Raw genomic sequence first — 20,305 nt, 5'->3', positions numbered from 1 at the left:
AAGCAGCTCCTCACCAACGCAACGGAGGCCCCATGGCAGAGAGACGCACCTTCTTTCAACGCTCATTGGACCGTATTGAGCTTATCGGCAACGCATTACCGCATCCGGCCACGATCTTCGCAATTCTCGCGGGGCTGGTCGTCGTACTCTCGGCTATCTCCACCTGGCTCGGGCTGACGGCAATACATCCCGGCACAGGCGAGACCCTCACGGCGAAAAGTTTACTGACTGCCGAGGGCGTGCGATGGATGTTCGAGAACATAGAACATAATTTCGTGAAATTTCCTCCACTGGGTCTCGTACTGGTTGCGATGATCGGAATCGGCGTAGCGGAGGGATCGGGCCTGCTGACCGTGCTCATTCGGGCACTTGTTCTCAAGGCACCGAAGCGACTCATCACAGCATCGCTGGTGGCGGCGGGCGTCATGTCGCATCTTGCGTCGGAAGCGGGCTATGTGGTGTTGATACCTCTCGGTGCTGTGATTTTTCTCGCTCTGGGCCGTCATCCGATGGCGGGGCTCGCGGCGGCGTTCGCTGGCGTCAGTGGCGGATTCGGAGCAAACATACTGATAGGAAGCGTGGACCCCGTTCTCGCTGGTCTGACGCAAAGTGCCGCGCAAATCATTGATCCGAACATTCATATCACGCCGGCGACCAATATCTATTTCATGTGGGCGTCCGCCCTGATGATCATCGTCGTGGGCACTGTGGTCACGGACAAGTTCGTCGAGCCGCGGCTGGGGAAATACGCGGGCAAAGAGACCGCAATCGAGATGGAGCAGCTTACGCGCGTCGAGAAGGACGGGCTGCTGTGGGCCGGCATCAGTGTGCTTGTGGTGGTGGGACTCTTTCTTGTCGCGGTCGTGCCGGAAAACGGCTTGCTGCGTCATCCCGGTAAGACGGTGCTGCAATCCGCTTTTTTCAACGGCATGATCACGGCGATCATGATTTTCTTCCTCATCCCCGGCATAGTGTATGGATGGGTGACGAAGAGCATACGCAACGACAAACAGGGGATAAAAGAGATGATCAAATCCATGAGTCATCTCGCGACGTATATCGTTCTCGTGTTTTTCGCGGCGCAATTCGTGTATTATTTCCAATACACCAACTTGGGTCTCATCGTGGCCATCGACGGCGCCGAATTGCTGCGCGGCATAGGTCTGAGCGGCATTCCGCTCATGCTGATGTTCATCCTGCTCAGCGGATTCATCAATCTGTTCATGGGCTCGGCATCGGCGAAGTGGGCCATTATGGCGCCGGTGTTCGTTCCGATGTTCATGCTGCTCGGCTACCATCCCTCGCTGACGCAAATGGTATTCCGCATCGGCGATTCGGTGACGAATGTGATTACGCCCATGATGTCCTATTTCGCTCTGATTGTGGCCTTTGCGGAGAAGTACGACGACAAGTACGGCATGGGAACCATCATTTCAACCATGTTGCCGTACTCGATCATGTTCAGCATCTTCTGGGCGCTGCTGCTGATCGCATGGATGCTCTTCGGCATTCCCGTGGGACCGGACGGTCCGCTGCATTATGTACCTTCGTTCGGAGAGACCGCGCCGTAACCGCAAGCGCGTGCAGCGTTTTGCTGAAGCTTGATCATGGCACCCATGTCAATGGGAAGGGATGCAGCTGATTACCCGGTGTATACCGTCGGGGATGTGGATCAATCATCCTTGTGAAAGCCGGCCCTTCGGCTTCGCTCGGGGACCGGCACTCCTGCCCTTCGGCTTCGCTCGGGGACCGGCACTCCTGCCCTTTCTAAACATGCAGGCCTGACACCGGTATGCATAGGTAGAACCCGTAATCCACGATACCACTCCTCCAGCCTTAATGTAAGGTGCGGATATCCGAATTGACCGGCGTGCTTGCCAGAGCTTGACTCTGGCCGCAATGATGCGTAGTTTCACGTACGAACTGAAGTACCCGTCCACGATACATCGCTTTATCCGCCATAAGGTATGGCAGGCCTAACGCACCGATATACGAAATCGGACGAGGCCAGGTGTTTTGATCATGCCATACCTGATAGTTTCACGATACATCAGACAGGAGTCATCATGATCACACGGCGAATGGGTCTGCTCGCAACATTGCTCGTTCTTGCCCCATATATGGCTGCGTACGGACAATGGATTTCCGATGCAGCGTCAAACAACGCGATTTGCAGGGAAGGGAATTATCAGCGATCACCGCGGCTCGTGAGCGACGGGAAGGGTGGAGCCATCATCTGCTGGGCCGATGAACGGGCCGCGGCGGGTGTGATCAAGGTGTACGCGCAACGCATCGACAAGGATGGCATCGTGCGATGGCCAGTGAACGGAGTTGTCATAAGTCCCGCCCTCTCCAAGCAACTCAAGCCGGAAATCATCGCGGATGGCGCCGGTGGTGCGATCATCGTCTGGACAGACACCAGAAATATCAACACGGATATATTCGCTCAGCGAATCGATTCATCAGGGAATGTCCTGTGGACCGCAGAAGGTGTTCCTGTGGCGACCGGCAGCAGCGAGCAGATGGATCCTCAACTCGCAAGCGATGGGCAGCAGGGCGCCATAGTCACCTGGAGCGCCCATACCAATACTGCGCAGGACGGACACATCTTTGCACAGAGGATAGACAGTAACGGTAACCAGCTGTGGAGTCCGGAGCTGACCCTCAGCTTTTCCGACCAGTTCGAGAGCAGACCGAGCATCGCAAGTGACGGCAACGGTGGAGCGTACATCGCGTGGGTGTTTTACAATAACGCGGCATACGACGTGTACATGCAGCGGGTAACTTCCGGTGGTGCGCAAATGTGGACTAACGGTGGCGTTGGTATCGCGATCGACGGTGGTCCGCAGGATTCCCCCATGCTCGTCGCCGATGGCACGGGTAAAGCGTTTCTGGCCTATTATGATTGGAATTCCGGATCACGACCAACGCTGCATGTCGCGGTTGTAAATCCCGATAGCACGAAAGCGGCATCGCTGCGCGTGACGTCCTCGTCGGGCGGACAGACAAACCCCCAGCTTTCGAATATTGGTCCGGGATTGTTGGGCATTGCCTGGGAAGACGGGCGTGTGTCGGGAAAAACCCGTGCCTATGCCCAGATCATCGACAACACGGGTAAGAAATCCTGGGCAGCCGATGGCGTTGCCGTTACCAATCGTGCGGGCAGCCATGCCACGCCCTTCGTTATCCCCGACGGCAACGGTGGCATCATCGTCTCATGGGAGGACCAGACCACAAGCATCATTGAGAGCGACATTTTCGCGCAGCGGATTTCGTCGGCAGGTGCGTTGCTCTGGTCCAACGCAGGTGTGGCCGTCGGCACGGCTGGACGCATGCAGACTTACCCGTGGATGTGCAGCGATGGCGCTGGCGGCGCTATCATCGCGTGGGAGGATTACCGGCTCTCATTCTCGAATCCGGATATTTACGCTTCCAGAATACTCGCCGACGGGAGCTTTCCGCTCGAGGCACCGACACTCGCCCTTTCCTCCAGAATGGTGGATTTCGGTACGGTCAGCGTTGGTTTTTCCTCGACCAGGAACATCACGCTCACCAACACGGGCGACCTTCCGTTGAACATCGCTTCCATAACATCGAGCCATCCACAGTTCACGATGACGCCGGACAACACTACCATTCCCCCGAACGGGGATGTCGAAGCAGTGCTGCGCTTCGTCCCAACATCCAAGGGCACTCTCAACGGCGCCATCGTTGTCGAGAGCAATTCCATCCATAGTCCGGATACGATTTTCGTCACCGGGAAAGCGACCGCAACTCCGGCGATCGAAGTGGACAAGCGTTCGTGGAATTTCGGCAGCGTGCCCATCGGAACGCGCAAGTCCACAGTATTGAATATCTCGAATCCTGGAAACGATACGCTTGTCATTTCGAGTATCACCGCGAGCAATCCCGTGTTTACCGTCGCCATCGCGTCACATGTACTTCTGCCCGGCGCCGCGTTCAGCGACACCGTGTATTTCTCGCCGACGGTGCCGGGTCCCGCTTCCGGCGAGCTCACAGTGACAAGCAACGCGCCGACATCTCCGACACTCGTATCTCTTTCAGGGACCGGGAGCGAAGCGACCGTCGTGACGCTGACCATCGATCCCGGGGCGATCACGTTTGGCGATGTTGATCTCGGTTCGCACAGAGATACGACAGTCACGATCACGAACACAGGCAACGACACCTTGCGCATCTCGGCGTTCACATGCTCCGATTCGCGTTTTACGCTCGAGTCGCCTCTGGCGCACATCGCACCGTCCGCTACCAGGGACTTTACGTTGCGGTTCACTCCCGACATGATCGGCCCGGTCAGTTCCGTATTCATCGTGACCAGCAATGCCGTGTCCGCCGCGGACAGCATTGTGGTACAGGGCACCGGTAAGGAGGTCGTGTCGGTACGGCCGACGCATGAGCTGCCGGGCGCGTTCGCGCTGCACCCGAATGTGCCGAATCCCTTCACTTCCGTCACAAGCATTCCGTACGAGTTGGGGATATTCGCTCCCGTGCGCCTCACTGTGCATGACGCCCTCGGTCGGGTCACGGCGGTGTTGGTGGACGAAGCAAAGGGTCCTGGCGTCTACTCCGCACAATGGTCACCCGCGCAGGCCGTGCCCGGTGTGTACTTTCTCGTGCTGCGTGTCGGGACGGAAGTGCGCTGTCAGCGGATGTTGTACATGAGATAATCGCGAGCGTGGTCGAGCAGAGAGAGCCGGGATGAACCCGGCTCTTTCTGCGCGAGGGGGAGCGGATACAGCAACGGAGGCGGTGAATGCAGAGCTGATGAGGCGTGAATACGATCATCCCCGAGAAATAGCATAGGAGCAGTATCCTCGAGTCCAGACACGATGAGCTGTCGCGAAGAAAACATTTCGCCCTTCATCGTCATTGAATAGCGGCGCGCCGGGTTTGTATTTCAGTTCCCGGCGCGTCACTTTACAGAAAAACGGTAGCGTCCATGACCCGCTGGTTGTTGCTTGTTGTTCTCGCCCTCATTGCTCTGTTCGTGTATACACGCGAACGCGGAGAGCGGCGCGTCGTGGAGCATGTGCCTGAATACGAGACCCTTCGCTTCGGCAACGGGACCACCGTGCGCGTCCGTGAGCCGGATGCCAGCGAGCGCATGCCGGGTCTGCGGATGAGGAAGGAAGACAGTCCGAGGGTGGACAGCATCGAGATTCGCAGCACGGCACCGGCCGGAACAGGAGTACGCCATCTGATGCACTTCCCGCATCCGCGGCGGGAGGGACCGGGGAGAGTGATCATCATGGTCCACTGCGGCGAGGATATTTCCGAACCCGATGCGTTTGCGCGCGAGCTTGCCGGCTTTGGCGCGGATGTCCATACTCTGGTCTTATCACGGCCGGAGGTGGAGCCCGACCGCATATTCCTCCGCGAGCGTCTCTCCGCGCTGATCAAGGACGTCAAGAACGGGAACGAAGCAACGCAGCTCACAGCGGTGTGCGGGCCGGAATTCCTCGAACTGTCCCTGTTGCTCGCGGGATGGCGGCGTATGGATGTCGCGGAGGGTGATGTCGGCATGAGAAAAGTGTACGACGGAGTCATCCTTCGCGGCGCGGACGCTTCGGTGCCCGAACTTTTCGCCTCGTTCAGAGCCCCGGCGGGCAGCGCCCCGTTGCTCATACTCGCCGACGCGCAAGCAGGCGAAAAGCGCAAACATGGCACGGAAAGCGGGACCGCCCAGATCTCCAGACTCGCCGCTGCGAGCTCACGAGTGTTGCAATGGACAAAGGGTGGAGCCACACACACAGAAGCAAGACAGAGCCTGGAACGGGAATTGCTCCGGAGTTTTCTGCTGTATCAGGATGCCGTCGCTCTCTCCGGCGGCATCGCCGAAGCGCAGGAGCGTGCGCGAAAGTTGGGAGGTACCTTGCACTGACGCCGTTTCGATTCCCGGACCCATGCCCTCTGAGCGTCGTCGAGGGGCGGCATCCGATTGTTGACGAATCAGAAAAATTACTCCCGGTGGGGATCGAATTCCGCTTGTCGGGTATGTTAGCTTGTCGGGTATGTCGAATCCTTGAATCACAGGGGTTTTCTAACGATATTATATGTTGATTTGCAATGCTCCCGTAGCTCAGCTGGATAGAGCATCTGCCTTCTAAGCAGAGGGTCGCAGGTTCGAGTCCTGCCGGGAGTACACAGACGCCGTCGCTGTCACGGCGTTTTTTTTTTGATACAGGGAATTTTTTCGGCGCTGATGTGTCATTCCTCTGTATGTCTGCTTGTCGATGTTCCGGATGCCGCGCTTCACCCCATAACACGCGTACCGTAACACCGCCACGGGCAAGCGTACGATGTCGTGTTGCAGGAAGCGACACGCATGTGCATGCCCAAGGAAACAAGGTTGAACTATGAATGCCAAACAGTTCGAGCGAAACAGGCCATACGTTTCATTGGGGTGTCTGTCGCTGCTCCTCATAACGCTATTGTCCGTGAATGCGGTAGCACAGCAGGACTTCGACTTCCCCATACCGGGTGAGAAAGACCGCTTCGTGTACGCAAACGATGAAGGCACTCCGACGGGGCTGCTTTGCCGCTACAGCGATCACTGGCAATCGTTTGCATTTAGGGAACTGCGGAAGGGATTCGATGGATACACGTACGTCGGACCGATGCTTACGGACAGCAACGGGGTGGTGTTTCTCGATGGACCATCCTTTCGTGATCTCGTATTCTGTCCGCTGCGGAGGCCTGCAACGGCGGTTGTCCGTTTTGACGGTATGGAATGGACCTGGCACGCGTTCGATACCACCGTGTTCGGTCGGAGCATTTCCGCGATAACGTATCGAAGCGGCTTCGGGCTGGCGCAGAGGGTCAGGACTGTCGGCGAGTATTATGGCCTGCTCTACGACCGTGACAAGGGCGAGGTGCTGCGACTCAACAGCGCGGTGATCGGAGGCATACCTTACAATCGGGAGACTGTAGCACGTGCCTATGTTTCCATCTGTGGAGACCGGATGATGCAATACCGGGTCCAGTATTCAGGAGGAAGCTATTCGTACAGGTCGTACTATCATTCCGGTGATCGTATTGAAAACGGGATCCGTTATGCCGTGCATCCGCTTTTCCGGTCTCCGCTCACCCAACAACCTTTTCCCTACGGAATTCACGTAACGGCCGGTCCGGGAGGTGTTAGCATTATTGGTGGCGGAGTCATCATTCCTGCGACGGTGAGTATCGGAGACTTGATCGCCTACGACTACTTTATCACCGATACCGCTTCGATGCAATTTGGTGGAGGGCTGAAGCGTGTACTCACGGCTGGAACGCTATCCGGATATGCGTATGGAGTGTACGCGCAGGTGAGCATTGTGGAGAATGTCGGGGTGTTGCGTTCTTTTGGCGGCAACATGGAATATTCCTGGAACGACGCACTGGTGTATTACACCGGTTGCGGAGAAAGCTGGGGCACACCGGTCTCGGTGCCGGGTGAAAAGCCCACGCTTACGCACATATCGCTGTCAGTATCTCCATCTCCTTCCTCCGCGGAGCATGGCCACGCAACCGTCCGGATCAGCTCCCCCGCATCGGGAGAGGCGGCACTGCACGTGACAGACGTGCTCGGCAAACGCGTACACGAAGAACGCTTCCGCATCGATGAAGGCAGCAATCCGGTGTATCTGGGAATCGGCGGCTACACTTCGGGCATGTACATCGTGTCGGTGACAATGGCTGGCGAGAGGGCCTGGACGAAGCTGCTGGTCCGTTAGGTCAGGGGATGGACAGTCGGATTGATTGGAACTGGTGTGCGCTGCTGTTCAGTCAGCTACCGGGTGATGGTGTGCTCGTGATAACATTGATACATGCTCGGGGATATCTCCTGTCTTCCGGAAGTGTTCACAAATAGTAGTTTGCAGTCCCCAGAGTCGGGCGCATTGAATTTCACAGCCTTTGGAGTGATATTACAATTCGGGCACAGCAACGTATTTTTTTCCAGAATGTGCCGGAGCAATCAGACAACCGTATCCATGTCTCCACTCACCTTTCTTCTCGTGATGCTCGCCGGCGTAATCACCGGATTGCTTGGTGCTTTACTCGGTATAGGCGGCGGCATCTTCCTTATACCGGTTCTGGTGCTCGGCTTCGGTTTGCCCATGCATGAGGCCGTTGCAGCGAGTGTGATCACCATCATCGCAACGTCCAGCGCCTCCGCGTCGGTGTATGTGGACAAAGGCATCAGCAATATCCGGCTTGGGATGTCGCTGGAAGTGATGACGACCGTCGGCGCGGTACTTGGCGGACTTGTGGCAAACGTGTTGCCCGGGGACGTGCTCCGCAGGATTTTCGGCACCTTTTTGTTCGTCATCGCCGGATTGATGATCAGCAAGTTGCGCACCGGCGCAAAGGCGGATGTGCACTATGATCCGGCGCTTGCGATCCATGGCCGGTATCGCGACGAAGCGGAAGGCCGCATGGTGGAATACAGTGTGCGCCGCTTACCGGCAAGCATGCTCGTTTCCCTGCTTGCCGGAAAGTTGAGTGGGCTGCTCGGGGTGGGAGGAGGTTTGATCAAGGTGCCTGTAATGCACATGGTATCCGGTGTCCCGATGAAGGCCGCCACGGCCACAAGTAATTTCATGATCGGTGTCACAGCGGCGGCGAGTGCATTTATCTATTTCTCGCACGGACATGTCAATCCGCTTTTTACGGCTGCGGCGGTGCTGGGAGTACTCGGCGGCTCGCTGTTGGGCACGCGTCTCGGCGCAAAAATCCGTTCCGTGTACATTATGCTGCTTTTTATCCTGCTTCTCCTCGCCACAGCGATACGGATGTTGTTCTGATGGCCCCGCATGATCATGACATGGACCACCGCCGCGAGCACAGCGTCAGCCGGCTCCTGCGCGCCGGCATCATCGCCAGCGGTGTGTTTTTACTGCTCGGCTTCGTGCTCTATGCCGCGCAGCCGCGCTGGTACACCGTCGCGGATCCTGCGGCAATGTGGCGTTCGCTGCTGAAAGGGGAGGATGTTTCACCTCTCAACCCGTTCATCCATCTCTACCTCGGCCTTTTTCTCCTGATGCTGACGCCCATCGCACGCGTCGCGATGACGGCTTGGATGTTCGCGCGGGAGAGAGATTCCCGGTACACAACAATCTCGCTGCTCGTCCTCTTCGTGTTGCTCGGGAGCATTGCTCTCTCGCTTTTTACCCACTGAGTCTGGTTTCTTGACAGAGGGGTGAGGTCAGCAAGGCGCGCCGGCTACTTGTACCTGCGTCCGAAGAGGCGGGTTGTGTCTCACGACGAAGCAGAGAGGGTGCAGCTTTGGCGTGCCGATGCGGGATGCCCGTCCTCGTACGGCGTACTACTCCACGGGTGGCTTTGCGAAGCGATTACCGCAGTGAGGGGCAGATGGCATTCGGTGGAGTTCCTCGTAGGTGATAAAAAAACGGCATCCTTTCGGACGCCGTTTTTTCTGCTCATTGCGAAGATTACACTTCGACTTCTTCTTCGTCGGATTGTTCCTTCTTCTTGATTTGCTCCAGCTCGAGAGCATGTTCGTGCTGCATTTCCTCTTCCGTGAGCGTGCCCTTGATCCAGGCCAGATTCATCGGATAGACGTCAGGATTGAACATGACGAAGTAAATGTGCCAGACGATGATGGCCAGCGTGGCGAGCCAGGCTTCGTAATAGTGGATGACGCGGGCGATATCGTAGCCGAGCTTGCCGAAAATGCCCATGAAGTAATTGTCGAACCACATGAAGAAGCCCGTCGCCGCCATCACGATGGTACCCCACACAAGTGCCCAGTATTCGCTTTTCTCGATATACGAGAAGCGACCGAACTTCGGTTTTTCGGTTGTGAATCCAAGGTTGTACTTGAGTACCGCCCAGGCGTCAGTCGCATCGCTGATCTTCGGCAACAGATCCATAAACAACTGCCGGCCGCGCTGAGTGAACGCCAGATAGTAGGTGTGATAGAGACTCGCGGCAACCATGACCACGGCGGCATAGCGGTGAATCACACCCCGGAGATCGAAGGCCGGCGCCCAGAAGTCGTTGATAAGTCTGACCCACCAGGCATCCGGGAAGCGGAGCATGAAGCCGGTCAGCACCAGCACCCAGAACGACAACATCAGGGCGAGATGCTGCATGCGTTCGCTGAGCGTCATGCGCACGTAGAGCCGGTGCGACTGCACATGGTGCGAGGGCATGAGGCCGCGTCGGATCTTGAGGTTGTTTTTGGATTTTCTGTAAAAATCCAGCGCGTTGTGCAGAAGCATGCCGCCGATGATGACGAAAATCAGGATCAGGTACAGCGTGGAGATCCAATACAGAAGGGGTTCTTCTTCCGCCGAGTCGAGCTGCACATGTACCGTGCCCTGCGAGAAGCGTTCATTCGCTCCGGGATGGCAGGAACCGCAGGTTTCGACCAGATTATCCTTATGGACCAGTGACCGGGGATCGGTCGAGGGAAGGATATTGTGGACACCGTGGCATGATGCGCAGTTCGCTACCTGCAATGAACCGCCTTTGAGTGCCAGGCCGTGATAGCTGTCTTCGAAAGTATTGATGCGGTTGCGCGCGATACCATACTTCTCGGAGAGCTGCATCGAGCTATGGCAGGGCGTACAGACCTTGCCGGACACGTTGCGGGGCGCCACGGGCGACAGCGGATTCGACGGGGAAAGGATGGTGTGCTCACCATGACAATCCGTACAGGACGGAGCGTCCTTCACGCCGCGGGCAAGCGCGGTGCCGTGCGAACTCGTCGCGAATTCCTCGGCGATGGTGTCGTGGCAGGCGCCGCATGTGGTCGGAATGTTCCTTTTGCTTACGAGAGAGATGGGATCGCCACCGCGCGCCACCTCATGAGCACCGTGGCAGTCCACACAATTCGCGGCTTCACCGTTGCCCTTGTGCAGCGCGATGCCGTGTACGCTATGGTCGTAGGCCTTGATAAAACCTGCGCTGACGGAGGTGCGGGAGCGAATATCTTCATTGTCGAGATGGCAGGAGAGACAGAGTTTTTCCTGCACAACCTTCAGATCCGTCGGATTCATGCCCGTGGATGCCGTTATATCGCTGGAATGGCAGGTGATGCAGGTCGGAGCGCCCTTGACCTTGTTGGCGTAGGCCTTGCCGTGATCGGAGGCCGTGTAAAGACGCACAGCATCCTCATGGCATTTCCCGCAGGTCTGCATCTGATTCGAAGCATGAAAGGGAGAGGAAGGATTCTTTGTGGATTGCACATTGTGCGTCCCGTGACAATCCTTGCAGCTCGATTCCAGCGTCCCCTTCGCACGCGCGGCGAGGAGCATGGAAGAGTGGAATTTGTGACTGCGCACCGCATCCTTGTGACAGTTGGTGCACTGCACAGGAGTGATGCGTTCCTTGTGTGGAATGTCCTCGGCGCTGAAGCCCACGTGACAGGCAACGCAGGCGAGCTTCGCATGCGGCGATGCCTGCAAGACCCTGGCGTTTGTGTACAGCGATACGGGTTTGCCACGGCGCTCCATGGAAAGCTCGGTATCGCTGTGGCAGGCCATGCAATCCTCGGACGTTTGCGCGTTTAGGTTGCCGCTGACCGCAAGGAACATCCCCGCTATTACCAAGGATAAAAAAGTCTTTTTTCTCAGCATAAAGTGATCCTTTCGGATATCCCGCGCGCTGAATGCGGGCTGGTGGTGCGTCATATTATGTGATAGTGTCAACAGTTTGGGATGCAAACAGTTGCTAACTGTTGTTCCCGTAAGTTCCAATTTTTCCGCAAAGAATGCAAATATTCCGACACATGGAACTGAAGCTCCAGATTGCCTGGCGTCCGTGCCGCATCACCGCGGCAACGGAAAGCGCCAGCCATGATCCGGTGTCCCGGTGCGGGATGACGGATAGGTGTGTGGCATGGTGCGTCTTTCCGGGCAAAGCCTGCTGCATTCACCGCCGCTGATTCAATTTCCGAGATGACAATCGGAACAGTTGACGTCTTTCCACGCACCGTCGATGTCGGTGGGGTGCTGGAATTCCATTCCTGCAATGTTGGAAACGGGATTGGAAATCGGCCCCTGCTTAATAATGGTATGGCAGAGGGAGCAGTCGTTTGTCAGCACCCTCCCGTCGTCGGACACGTGCTTGTTATCGTGACAGCGGAAACATCCGAGATCGTACATGTGACCGATATGATTGGGGTAGGCCTTCCAGTTGACTTTCATTTCAGGGAAGAAGTTGCGCGAATAGATGCTGACGATTTGCTTGATGCTTTTATCAATATCGCTCTTGCGCTCTGTCAGGATGTTCGGATTCGATGCACGATATTCGGCGCGAATCAACTCCGGTATTCTGCGTTTCGCCTCCGCCGACGAAGCGAATTCCCGCGTCATAGCGTACGATGCAATGCCGCGGATACCGGGCAGCGACGCATTGATGGTGCCGGCGCGCATGGCATCGTTAATGGTGCGGAAGGGCGGGTAGTAAATGTGCGAAGGACGGTTGTGACAGTCTATGCAATCCATTTTCCGCTCTTCGAATTTCCGAAGCTCATCGTCGGTCATGTCGAAGCCGATCGCGCGGAAAATCCGTGTGACGCCGTTGAGATCGGTACTCTTGATCCAGGGAATCGTCTCGCGCTTTTTATCCGTGGTGATATAGGAGACCTTGTTGGCGGTATTCATGTGCCAGTGAATTCCTTCCGTGGGGCCCAATTCGCTCTGGCCGCCGCCGATTTTCAGATCCATCTGAATCATCCACGGCTCGGCATCAGTGGTGTCGATCGGGTAATACACCTTCTCCAGCTTCTTGTCGCTCGAGAATTTGCTCGGCCAGTGGCATTTCTCGCAGGTTTCTCTTGCGGGTCGCAGATTCTCCAGAGGCGTCGCTATGGGACGGTGGTATTTCTCAAAGAGAACAGAGTACACCTGATAGGAGCCGCTGATCTTGGCTTTGACGAACCAATCCGCTCCCTCACCGATGTGGCAACTCGCGCAGGCGACACGCGCATGCGGAGAGTGCTGATATGCGATGTACTCTGGTGCCATGACCACATGACAAATCTCGCCGCAAAATTCCACGGATTCCGAATACGTATAGGCTTGATATGTCCCGGCTGCGGAGATGACGACCAGGAGCATGGTGCCGACAGTGAACACCATGACAGCGGTGCGGTGCCGATTCTGGTTCAGGTCGAGCACCATGTATCTTCGAGCTTCGCCCTTGTGTTTTCGCTGGCGCCGTTTTTCAAGCCAGATGCCTGCGGGGATGAGCAATAATCCCATGACCATCACCCCCGGGAGGAGCATGTAGGTGAAGATCCCGAGATACGGCGATTGCGTGTATCCCATGACGTCCATCAGAAAAAACACGAGAATACTGCCGAGCATCACCAACGCGATGGTCGCGCCGATGAGACTGATTGGATTGTACACGCTGTCCGGAAGTTTTCGCATGCGGAAGTCTCCTGTGATAGTGGCTTCATAAGGTACATCATGAAACGCGATGTTTCAAGACCTCGGCTATCCGAATCCCGGGGTTCGAAATTCCGCATCTACATCTGATGGGAGGTTTCCTCCGCGTTTCCGCAGGGAGAGATATTCGTTCGAGCAAACCACAACAAACGCAAGTCCACGCAGGGGCAGCCGCTTCCTCTCGGTACGACGGATGGACAGTTGATTCCTCACGCAGGATTTCGTACAATCGGGTGTGGAACATGTTGGAGTGCCCATGCACATCGTGTCCGGAGGGCAGACAGGCGTCGACCGCGCGGCGCTCGATGCCGCCGTGGAATGCGGCCTGCAAAGCGGCGGATGGTGTCCGAGGAGCAGAATCGCGGAAGACGGCACCATCCCCACGCAATACCTGCTGCGTGAAACGCCTTCGCACCGATATCGGCAACGCACCACATGGAATGTCCGCGACTCCGACGCGACCCTTATCCTCATCCGTTCCCTGCCGCTCCGGGGTGGCACGCTGCTGACGAACGACCTCGCCGTCTGGCTTCAGCGTCCGGTATTCACGGGGCTGCTGGGAGCAACCTCGCCCGAAATGGTGCTGACATGGATAGAGGAGACAGGTGTGAAGGTACTCAATATCGCAGGGCCGCGTGAAAGCAGTGAGCCGGGTATAGGAGCGGAGGCCCGGGAATTCCTCCGACGGCTCTTTCAACAGTATCTCCGATCACAAGAACCGAGGTAGCCATGAAACGCACATCACTCTTCTTGTCAAGCGTACTGATCGTTGGCCTCGCCGCGTGCAGCGGTAGCCATCCCGGCGTGGAAGAACAAGCGGCCGCGTCACGGAAGGCCCAACAAACGGCCGATCGTCTTACGGGTGCCCTGCTGGGCGAGCTGACTGCCGCAATGAAGGAGGGGGGACCGATCCGGGCAATCCAGTATTGTTCCGAAAATGCGCAGAATCTTACCAATGCCATCGGCAAGGAGATGGGTGTGTCTGTGCGGCGTGTCACGATCAAACCGCGAAATCCGCTCGATGTGCCGGATGAATGGGAACGCGGGATACTCGAACGCTTTGACACTGCCGCGCGCCAGGGTCTGCTCAAAGCGGATATTCATGAGGACGAGATCATGAAAATGGATGGACGCCTGGTCATGCGGTCCATGAAACCCATCCTGATCAAACAACCCTGTTTGATGTGTCATGGTACGGGACGGGATATACCGGGGGACGTCGAACAGCTTCTGAAAACACGCTATCCGGAGGATCAGGCAACCGGTTATGTGGTCGGAGATTTTCGCGGCGCTGTCAGCGTCATCGTCCCTCTCGACAACTGATTAATTGAATTCGAAGGTGAAGCCCAGCAGGGACTGCACCTGAAAGCTGCCGTACTCCTTGAATCCCTTCATCCCGCGAATCTGCAAGTCGATGCTGCCGTGTTCGTAGGTCAGGAGGTTGAGATCGATTCCCGCAAGCGCTGTCGGCACCCAGTGTGAGCCAAACAATCCGAGCACGGCGAGGTCCTTGTCCAGTGTCGCGTTGAGATATTGCATCCCGCCGCCGAGGATCAGGGAAATGCTCGACACGGGCCCGAGCATGATGATGACATGACCACCGTATGCCCCCATAGTCTCGACGGCGTCAACCCGGCCCTCCTCGTCCGGAAAGCGCACCTCGGGCTTGTCCATCGTCCATCGCTTCGCGATGCGGTGATAATAGGCTTCCGTACCAACCCAAACGGGCAGCAGCGTTGTGTCGATTCGTATTATCCCCTGCAGCCCTATCATCACACCGCCGGACGAACTCAGCACCGTATGATCAAAGCCGTCCTGAATCAGATTCGAGGGGTCGTTCATACCGTTATACCCGGCGAGAATGCTCGCTTTGATCGGTACACCTTCCGATTTTGTGCGTCTGAGCTGAAAGCGCCCTTGTGCCTCGACAGAGGTGGTGCAGAGGCCGTAGAAAAACGCTGTTGCGAGCAGCGGAAAAAGCAGTGTCCGGAGGCTTGAGACAGTTCGCGCGGGTCGAGAAAGAACATTCGTTTTCATATTTCTAATTTCCCTTCTTACGCGACGATTTCCAACTTCAGCATGGTGGAAAAATTTATCCGGTGTGCGCGGCACCCCGGGAATTCCAGCGCTTCCTTACCGCGCCCATACCGGGACGGTATCGGGAACGATGCCGAATACCTCGAAACCCAGCGCGTACAACAGCAAGGCGACGAGCACGACACCCAGCAGATTAAAGACAAAACCCGTCAGTGCCATGGTCCGAATACTCACAAGGGAGGTGGAGAACACTATGGCATTCGGCGGTGTCGCCACCGGCAGCATGAAGGCGAAGGACGCGTTCAGCGCGGCCGGAAGTGCCAGCAGCAACGGATGCTCGCCGAGTGCAACAGCCGCTGCCGCCATGACGGGGACCAGTATACTGGCTGTCGCGGTATTGGACGTCAATTCGGTGAGGAAGGTGAGAAGCAGGCAGACGGAGAGAACCACCACGAACGTCGGAACCGTGTGCATGCCCTGTATCAAGCCACCGAGATATAACGTGACCCCGCTGCTGCGCATGGCCTCCGCGAGCGAGAATCCTCCGCCAAACAGCAACAGTATTCCCCAGGGTACGCCAGACTGCACGTCCTTCCATGTCAGCAGTCGCTGGTCCCGGTCACCATTGAGGAAAAACAGTACTACCGCGGATGTGACAGCGATGGTTGCGTCCGTCACCTGTGGGAGCATATCACTGATACCAGGGAGGCGGAACGATCCGAGGTCAATCGGAGAACGGAATACCCAGCCCAATGCGGTGAACAGGAATAGCAGCAGCACCTTTTTTTCCGCGGGGTGCATGGGCCCGAGTGTTTCCAGCTCCCGTCGCACGGATGAATGCGTCTCTCGAGAGGCGACCGCGCTGTGCACACGCGTGCCCGGCAGAATGCGTACCAGCAGAATCCAGACCAGCGGAAGGAACAGCGCGGCCAGGGGGACACCGAACAGCATCCACTGGACGAAGCTGATTTCCGGTCCGTTCGGATAGAGCTTGCGCATCACGCCTGCAAGGACGATGTTCGGCGGAGTGCCGATGAGTGTGGCCGTGCCACCGATACTGGCGGCGTAGGCGATACCAAGCAACAGCGCAGGGGAAAAGCCACGTGCGGAAGGCGAATGGCGAGAGCCGGTGTTCGAGAGCACTGCCATAGCGATGGGAAGCATGAGCATGACGGTGGCGGTATTCGATATCCACATGGACAGCGCGGCCGTCGCCAGCATGAAACCGAGCACCAGACGGGATTCGCTCGCGCCGATGCGCCCGATGACGTGCAGCGCGATACGTCTGTGCAATCCGCTGCGCTCGACACCCAGAGCGAGTATGAAGCCACCCAGAAATAGGAAGACAAGCTGATCCGAATACGGTGCGGCGGCGCTTTGCATATCCAGAACACCGAGGAGAGGGAAGAGCAGTAACGGCAGCAGGGAGGTGACCGGTATGGGCAGGGCCTCTGTCATCCACCAGAGCGCGAGGAGTGCAGCGGAAGCAAGGGCCATTTTCCCCTCGCGCCCGAGTCCTGCCGGCTCCGGCAGGAGAGCGATTGCGAGAAACGCGACCGCGCCAAGAAGCAGGCCGAGCCGCCGCATCATGGAAGGGGTTTGAATAGCGTTCCCTTTACTCATACGTCCGTACCCGGAAACAACGATGTTGAGAAATAGCCATTGTTGAGCGATACCGGGTGCGCGGGAAAAACGTGTCCGGAGCCCGATGCATCGCCAGGGGCCTCAGGAGAAGCGCGAAAGAAAATGACGCACGGCAATGGCGAAACGCACGGGTCGCTCGAGGTTACTCAAATGGCCGGCGTTGGGGATCACATGGAGCTCCGATTCCGGTGCGAGCGCGGCGATTTGCTCCGCCTCCGCGGCTGGTATGAGCATGTCTTCGGCACCACCGATGGAACAGACCGGCATGCGGCATGAGGACAGGAGTGCACGGGAGTCCTCACGCTCAGCCATGGCCCGCAGCATGGCCATGCAGCCCTCCGCGGTCGCAGTGCGCGATAGCTCCCGCACGAGCGTCACCACCTCGGGGGCTACCTCTTTCGTGCTCTCGCCTACAAGTCGCGGAAGCAAGCCGTCCAGTACCAATGCAAGTCCGCCGTCTCCAATGCGCGCGATCTGTTCCATTCTTCCGCTTTTTCCCTCGTCGCTGTCTGCGGAGGCGCGGGTGTTGGCCAGCAGCAGACCGAGGACGCGCCCGGGATGATGCCGCAGGACCGCCAAGGCTATGTAACCGCCCATGGAGCAGCCACCAATAATCGCCTTCTCGATGCCGAGGTGATCCAGCAGGGCCACTGCCATATCCGCACAATCGCGCATGCTCATGGAGGGCACGGCCGGGCCGCCCCTGCCGAAGCCGGGAAGATCAAAGGTGATCATGCGGCAGTATTCCGCAAGCGAGTGTCGTTGCGCTTCCCACATTGCCGCGTTCAGCGGAAATGCGTGACAGAGCAGAAGCGGGATGCCGGCATCATCATCGGTGTAGAAAGCGGGCAGCATGCGTCCTCCTGAATCAAGGTACGTTCCCGGCGGCAGAATGGCATCTGCCGCCGGAAAGCGGAATACACTACTGTTTGGCGAACGGGACGTTCGGGATATGCTGATAGGACACGACCATCTCAAGATAACGATCCGCACCTGAACCGCGAACCATTCTTCCGCTTGGGTCACGAGTGATCAGCAAGCGGAAGTAGATGTTATCCGTACCGCGTTTGAGACGCCCGTACACCACTTTTCCTTTTTGCGTTGCCGCCGCAGTGATGGAAACATCATTGCGCGTGTAGGTCGACGTGAGCGGTGCGGTGGTCTGCGTCTGTGCATCCAGGTCGTCCGCATCGTAATCCACGGTGGAGAATTGCGTCTCCATGCCCTTGTTGTTGGCGGCGCTCGGCGTTCTGAGCACTAGTGCGCCGCTGGTGGGACTGTCGGCATACACGAAAAGATCACCTCTGTCCCGAAACTCAGCACCGGATTGAGGGATGACTTCCGCCTTCCCGTCCGGGTTGAACAGATCGACGGCGCTGTTGAAAGTGGTGGATGTCGTCGCGTAGACGCGTATCGGCTGACCCGCGACGTCCACACTCCGGCGGATGGCAGGGGCCCATTCGATTTGCGCGAAATCCCCACTTTCCTTGCCATTTTTGGTCACAGCCCGGACGGTGATAACATACAAGGTCCCATTGTCAAGATTGGAGACTTTGTACCCCGTGCCTTTGGGGGCGGTTTCGATGAAAAATTGATTCGTGCTTTTATTCAGCACACGGACCTGATAGCCGTCAAAATTTTCCTGGGATTCGCTTGTGGAAGGCGTCCAGGTGAGATTCAGTGCCTGATCGGCGGAGGAAGCCCGGAGACTGGTCGGAGCCAGAACATCCGGATCCACAGGGCCGGTGCTTTCCTCGTCGCAGGCGCTGAAACCAATAAGCAGCGTCAGTACGAGAAGGGAGGTGATGATTTGCTTCATACTTTCCTCGATACGTTGAACGGAAGAAGAACGCGGCTGCGTCCATCGAATTTTCGTAACCGTGAAAGATAGGGAAACCGGCAGAAAGAAGCACAGAATTACGCGGAACCGCTGTACGCCGAAGGAAAATTTTCTTCGTACGCATCTGTCCGCCTGTTCGTCCGTTTCATTGTTGGATCGCGGGGAACAACGCGAACGCCATGCCAGGCTGGCTGCAACGCGTTCGCCCGTCCGTAGCGATGCGATAATAAAAAAGCCGCCCGAAGGCGGCTTGAGATAAAAGCGTTGACAGATTATTTCTTCGCGAACGGATTGTTCGGGGCGTTCTGGAAGCTGAATGCCACCTCCACGTAGCGGTCGGCACCGCTGCCCTGCACCAGCTTGCCGTTGGCGCCGCGCTTGACGAGCATACGGAAGTAGTATTGATCGGTTCCGCGAACCAGGCGTCCGAAGTACACCATGCCGGCGGCGACGGTCGCATCACCGAGAGTGATCTCCTTCAGCGAGTAGGAACTGCTTGCCGGGGGGGCGCTGGCGAGCTGCGTGTTGAGGTCGTCTGTCGCAATGCCGGCGACGGTGGAGAACTGCGTCTCCATACCCTTGTTGTTCGCCTGATCCGGGCTCTTGATGCTGAGCGGCGCCGTTGTGCTGGCGGCGGTCACATAGAGGTCGCCGCGATCGCGGAACTCAGCACCCGACTGCGGAATCACCTCGGCCTTGCCGGCGGCGTTGAAGATGTCGATCGCGCTGTTGAATGTGGTAGAAGTAGTGGCGTACACTTTGATCAGCGCACCATTGAGATCGAGCGCCTGCCGGGGGGCCGGGGACCATTCGATCATCGCAAAGTCGGTGCTTTTCTTGCCACCGGTGGTCAGGGAACGAATGGTGAACTCATACCGCGTACCGTTGGTCAGGCCGTCAATACGAACACTGGTCACGCCGGCACCGGCGGAAATCGGTGTGAGCGCGGTGTTGGTGGCTTTGTTGAGAATGGCGATTTCGTAGCCATTGAAATTGCTGGCGGAAGCGCTGGCGGAAGCCGTCCAGTTGAGGAACACGGCGCCGTCGGCCGAGCCGGCTTTCAGATTTGTGGGAGCGAGAACGTCGGGATCGGAACCGATGGGATCGCTCTCTTCATCGCAGGCGACGAAAGAGACGCTCACCAGCAGCGCCAGTGCAATAGTTTTGAGAAATGCGAATGATTTCATGACAACCTCAAAATGATAATTGTGGATAACTCGAACAGATTCAAGTGTAACGGCGGCACGAAGACGTTTGTTCCTTCGTCAAGCCTGTTTGTGCAACGTGTTTGCTACTAGTATCTTGAGAGCGACATATCAGACTCAAGTATAGCGAGACCAGATGAAAACTGCAAGTGTAG

At 57.3% G+C, this 20,305-nt stretch carries 15 protein-coding genes and 1 tRNA gene; 9 read left to right on the top strand and 7 right to left on the bottom strand.

Annotated elements, in window-relative coordinates; translation table 11 throughout:
* Positions 1-32: 32 nt before the first annotated feature.
* The 7 genes from M5R41_08470 to M5R41_08440 all read left to right on the top strand — a co-directional run bounded on the left by M5R41_08470 (position 33) and on the right by M5R41_08440 (position 9,181).
* Positions 33-1,571, top strand: coding sequence for an AbgT family transporter (locus M5R41_08470; protein ID MCZ7556420.1), 1,539 nt, complete (start codon positions 33-35; stop codon positions 1,569-1,571).
* Positions 1,572-2,066: 495 nt separating this feature from the next.
* Entirely contained in the window at positions 2,067-4,688 is a 2,622-nt protein-coding gene (locus M5R41_08465) for a choice-of-anchor D domain-containing protein (GenBank protein ID MCZ7556419.1), read from the top strand.
* A gap of 272 nt (positions 4,689-4,960) precedes the next feature.
* Positions 4,961-5,902: a hypothetical protein gene (locus tag M5R41_08460; GenBank protein ID MCZ7556418.1), complete on the top strand. Its 942-nt coding sequence runs from the start codon at positions 4,961-4,963 to the stop codon at positions 5,900-5,902.
* A gap of 187 nt (positions 5,903-6,089) precedes the next feature.
* Positions 6,090-6,163, top strand: a tRNA-Arg gene (locus tag M5R41_08455).
* Positions 6,164-6,377: 214 nt separating this feature from the next.
* The gene (locus tag M5R41_08450) at positions 6,378-7,736 is read left to right on the top strand and encodes a T9SS type A sorting domain-containing protein (GenBank protein MCZ7556417.1); all 1,359 of its coding nucleotides are present in this window, start codon (positions 6,378-6,380) and stop codon (positions 7,734-7,736) included.
* A gap of 258 nt (positions 7,737-7,994) precedes the next feature.
* Positions 7,995-8,807 (top strand): sulfite exporter TauE/SafE family protein, encoded by an 813-nt coding sequence (locus M5R41_08445; GenBank protein ID MCZ7556416.1) that lies wholly within the window; start codon positions 7,995-7,997, stop codon positions 8,805-8,807.
* Complete coding sequence (locus M5R41_08440; GenBank protein MCZ7556415.1) at positions 8,807-9,181, top strand: DUF1634 domain-containing protein; 375 nt, start codon at positions 8,807-8,809, stop codon at positions 9,179-9,181. Before M5R41_08445 ends, M5R41_08440 begins: the two co-directional genes overlap by 1 nt.
* 274 nt (positions 9,182-9,455) lie before the next feature.
* Here M5R41_08440 and M5R41_08435 read toward each other — a convergent pair whose 3' ends face one another.
* On the bottom strand, positions 9,456-11,513 hold the full coding sequence (locus M5R41_08435; protein ID MCZ7556414.1) for a cytochrome b/b6 domain-containing protein: 2,058 nt from the start codon (positions 11,511-11,513) through the stop codon (positions 9,456-9,458).
* A 402-nt stretch (positions 11,514-11,915) separates the two neighbouring features.
* Complete coding sequence (locus M5R41_08430; protein ID MCZ7556413.1) at positions 11,916-13,406, bottom strand: NapC/NirT family cytochrome c; 1,491 nt, start codon at positions 13,404-13,406, stop codon at positions 11,916-11,918.
* A 268-nt stretch (positions 13,407-13,674) separates the two neighbouring features.
* On the opposite strand from M5R41_08430, the gene M5R41_08425 reads away from it, so the two are divergent.
* Positions 13,675-14,151 (top strand): putative molybdenum carrier protein, encoded by a 477-nt coding sequence (locus M5R41_08425; GenBank protein ID MCZ7556412.1) that lies wholly within the window; start codon positions 13,675-13,677, stop codon positions 14,149-14,151.
* 2 nt (positions 14,152-14,153) lie between these two features.
* The gene (locus M5R41_08420) at positions 14,154-14,747 is read left to right on the top strand and encodes a DUF3365 domain-containing protein (GenBank protein ID MCZ7556411.1); all 594 of its coding nucleotides are present in this window, start codon (positions 14,154-14,156) and stop codon (positions 14,745-14,747) included.
* On the opposite strand, the gene M5R41_08415 is transcribed toward M5R41_08420, so the two are convergent.
* The 5 genes from M5R41_08415 to M5R41_08395 form a co-directional block, all read right to left on the bottom strand.
* Positions 14,748-15,461, bottom strand: a complete 714-nt coding sequence (locus tag M5R41_08415) for a hypothetical protein (GenBank protein ID MCZ7556410.1) — start codon at positions 15,459-15,461, stop codon at positions 14,748-14,750.
* 96 nt (positions 15,462-15,557) lie between these two features.
* Positions 15,558-17,084: a DASS family sodium-coupled anion symporter gene (locus tag M5R41_08410; protein MCZ7556409.1), complete on the bottom strand. Its 1,527-nt coding sequence runs from the start codon at positions 17,082-17,084 to the stop codon at positions 15,558-15,560.
* 102 nt (positions 17,085-17,186) lie between these two features.
* Positions 17,187-17,960: an alpha/beta fold hydrolase gene (locus M5R41_08405; GenBank protein MCZ7556408.1), complete on the bottom strand. Its 774-nt coding sequence runs from the start codon at positions 17,958-17,960 to the stop codon at positions 17,187-17,189.
* A 67-nt stretch (positions 17,961-18,027) separates the two neighbouring features.
* Positions 18,028-18,924, bottom strand: a complete 897-nt coding sequence (locus M5R41_08400; GenBank protein MCZ7556407.1) for a fibronectin type III domain-containing protein — start codon at positions 18,922-18,924, stop codon at positions 18,028-18,030.
* 293 nt (positions 18,925-19,217) lie between these two features.
* Positions 19,218-20,132 carry a fibronectin type III domain-containing protein gene (locus tag M5R41_08395; GenBank protein ID MCZ7556406.1) on the bottom strand — a complete coding sequence of 305 codons (915 nt, stop codon included), beginning with the start codon at positions 20,130-20,132 and terminating at the stop codon, positions 19,218-19,220.
* Positions 20,133-20,305: the final 173 nt, after the last annotated feature.

The sequence above is a fragment of the Bacteroidia bacterium genome (assembly GCA_027493955.1).
In the GTDB taxonomy this organism is placed as follows: domain Bacteria; phylum Bacteroidota; class Ignavibacteria; order SZUA-365; family SZUA-365; genus JAOSJT01.
Note: the sequence above shows the minus strand (reverse complement) of the source record. Positions and strands in the feature narration are given on the sequence as shown.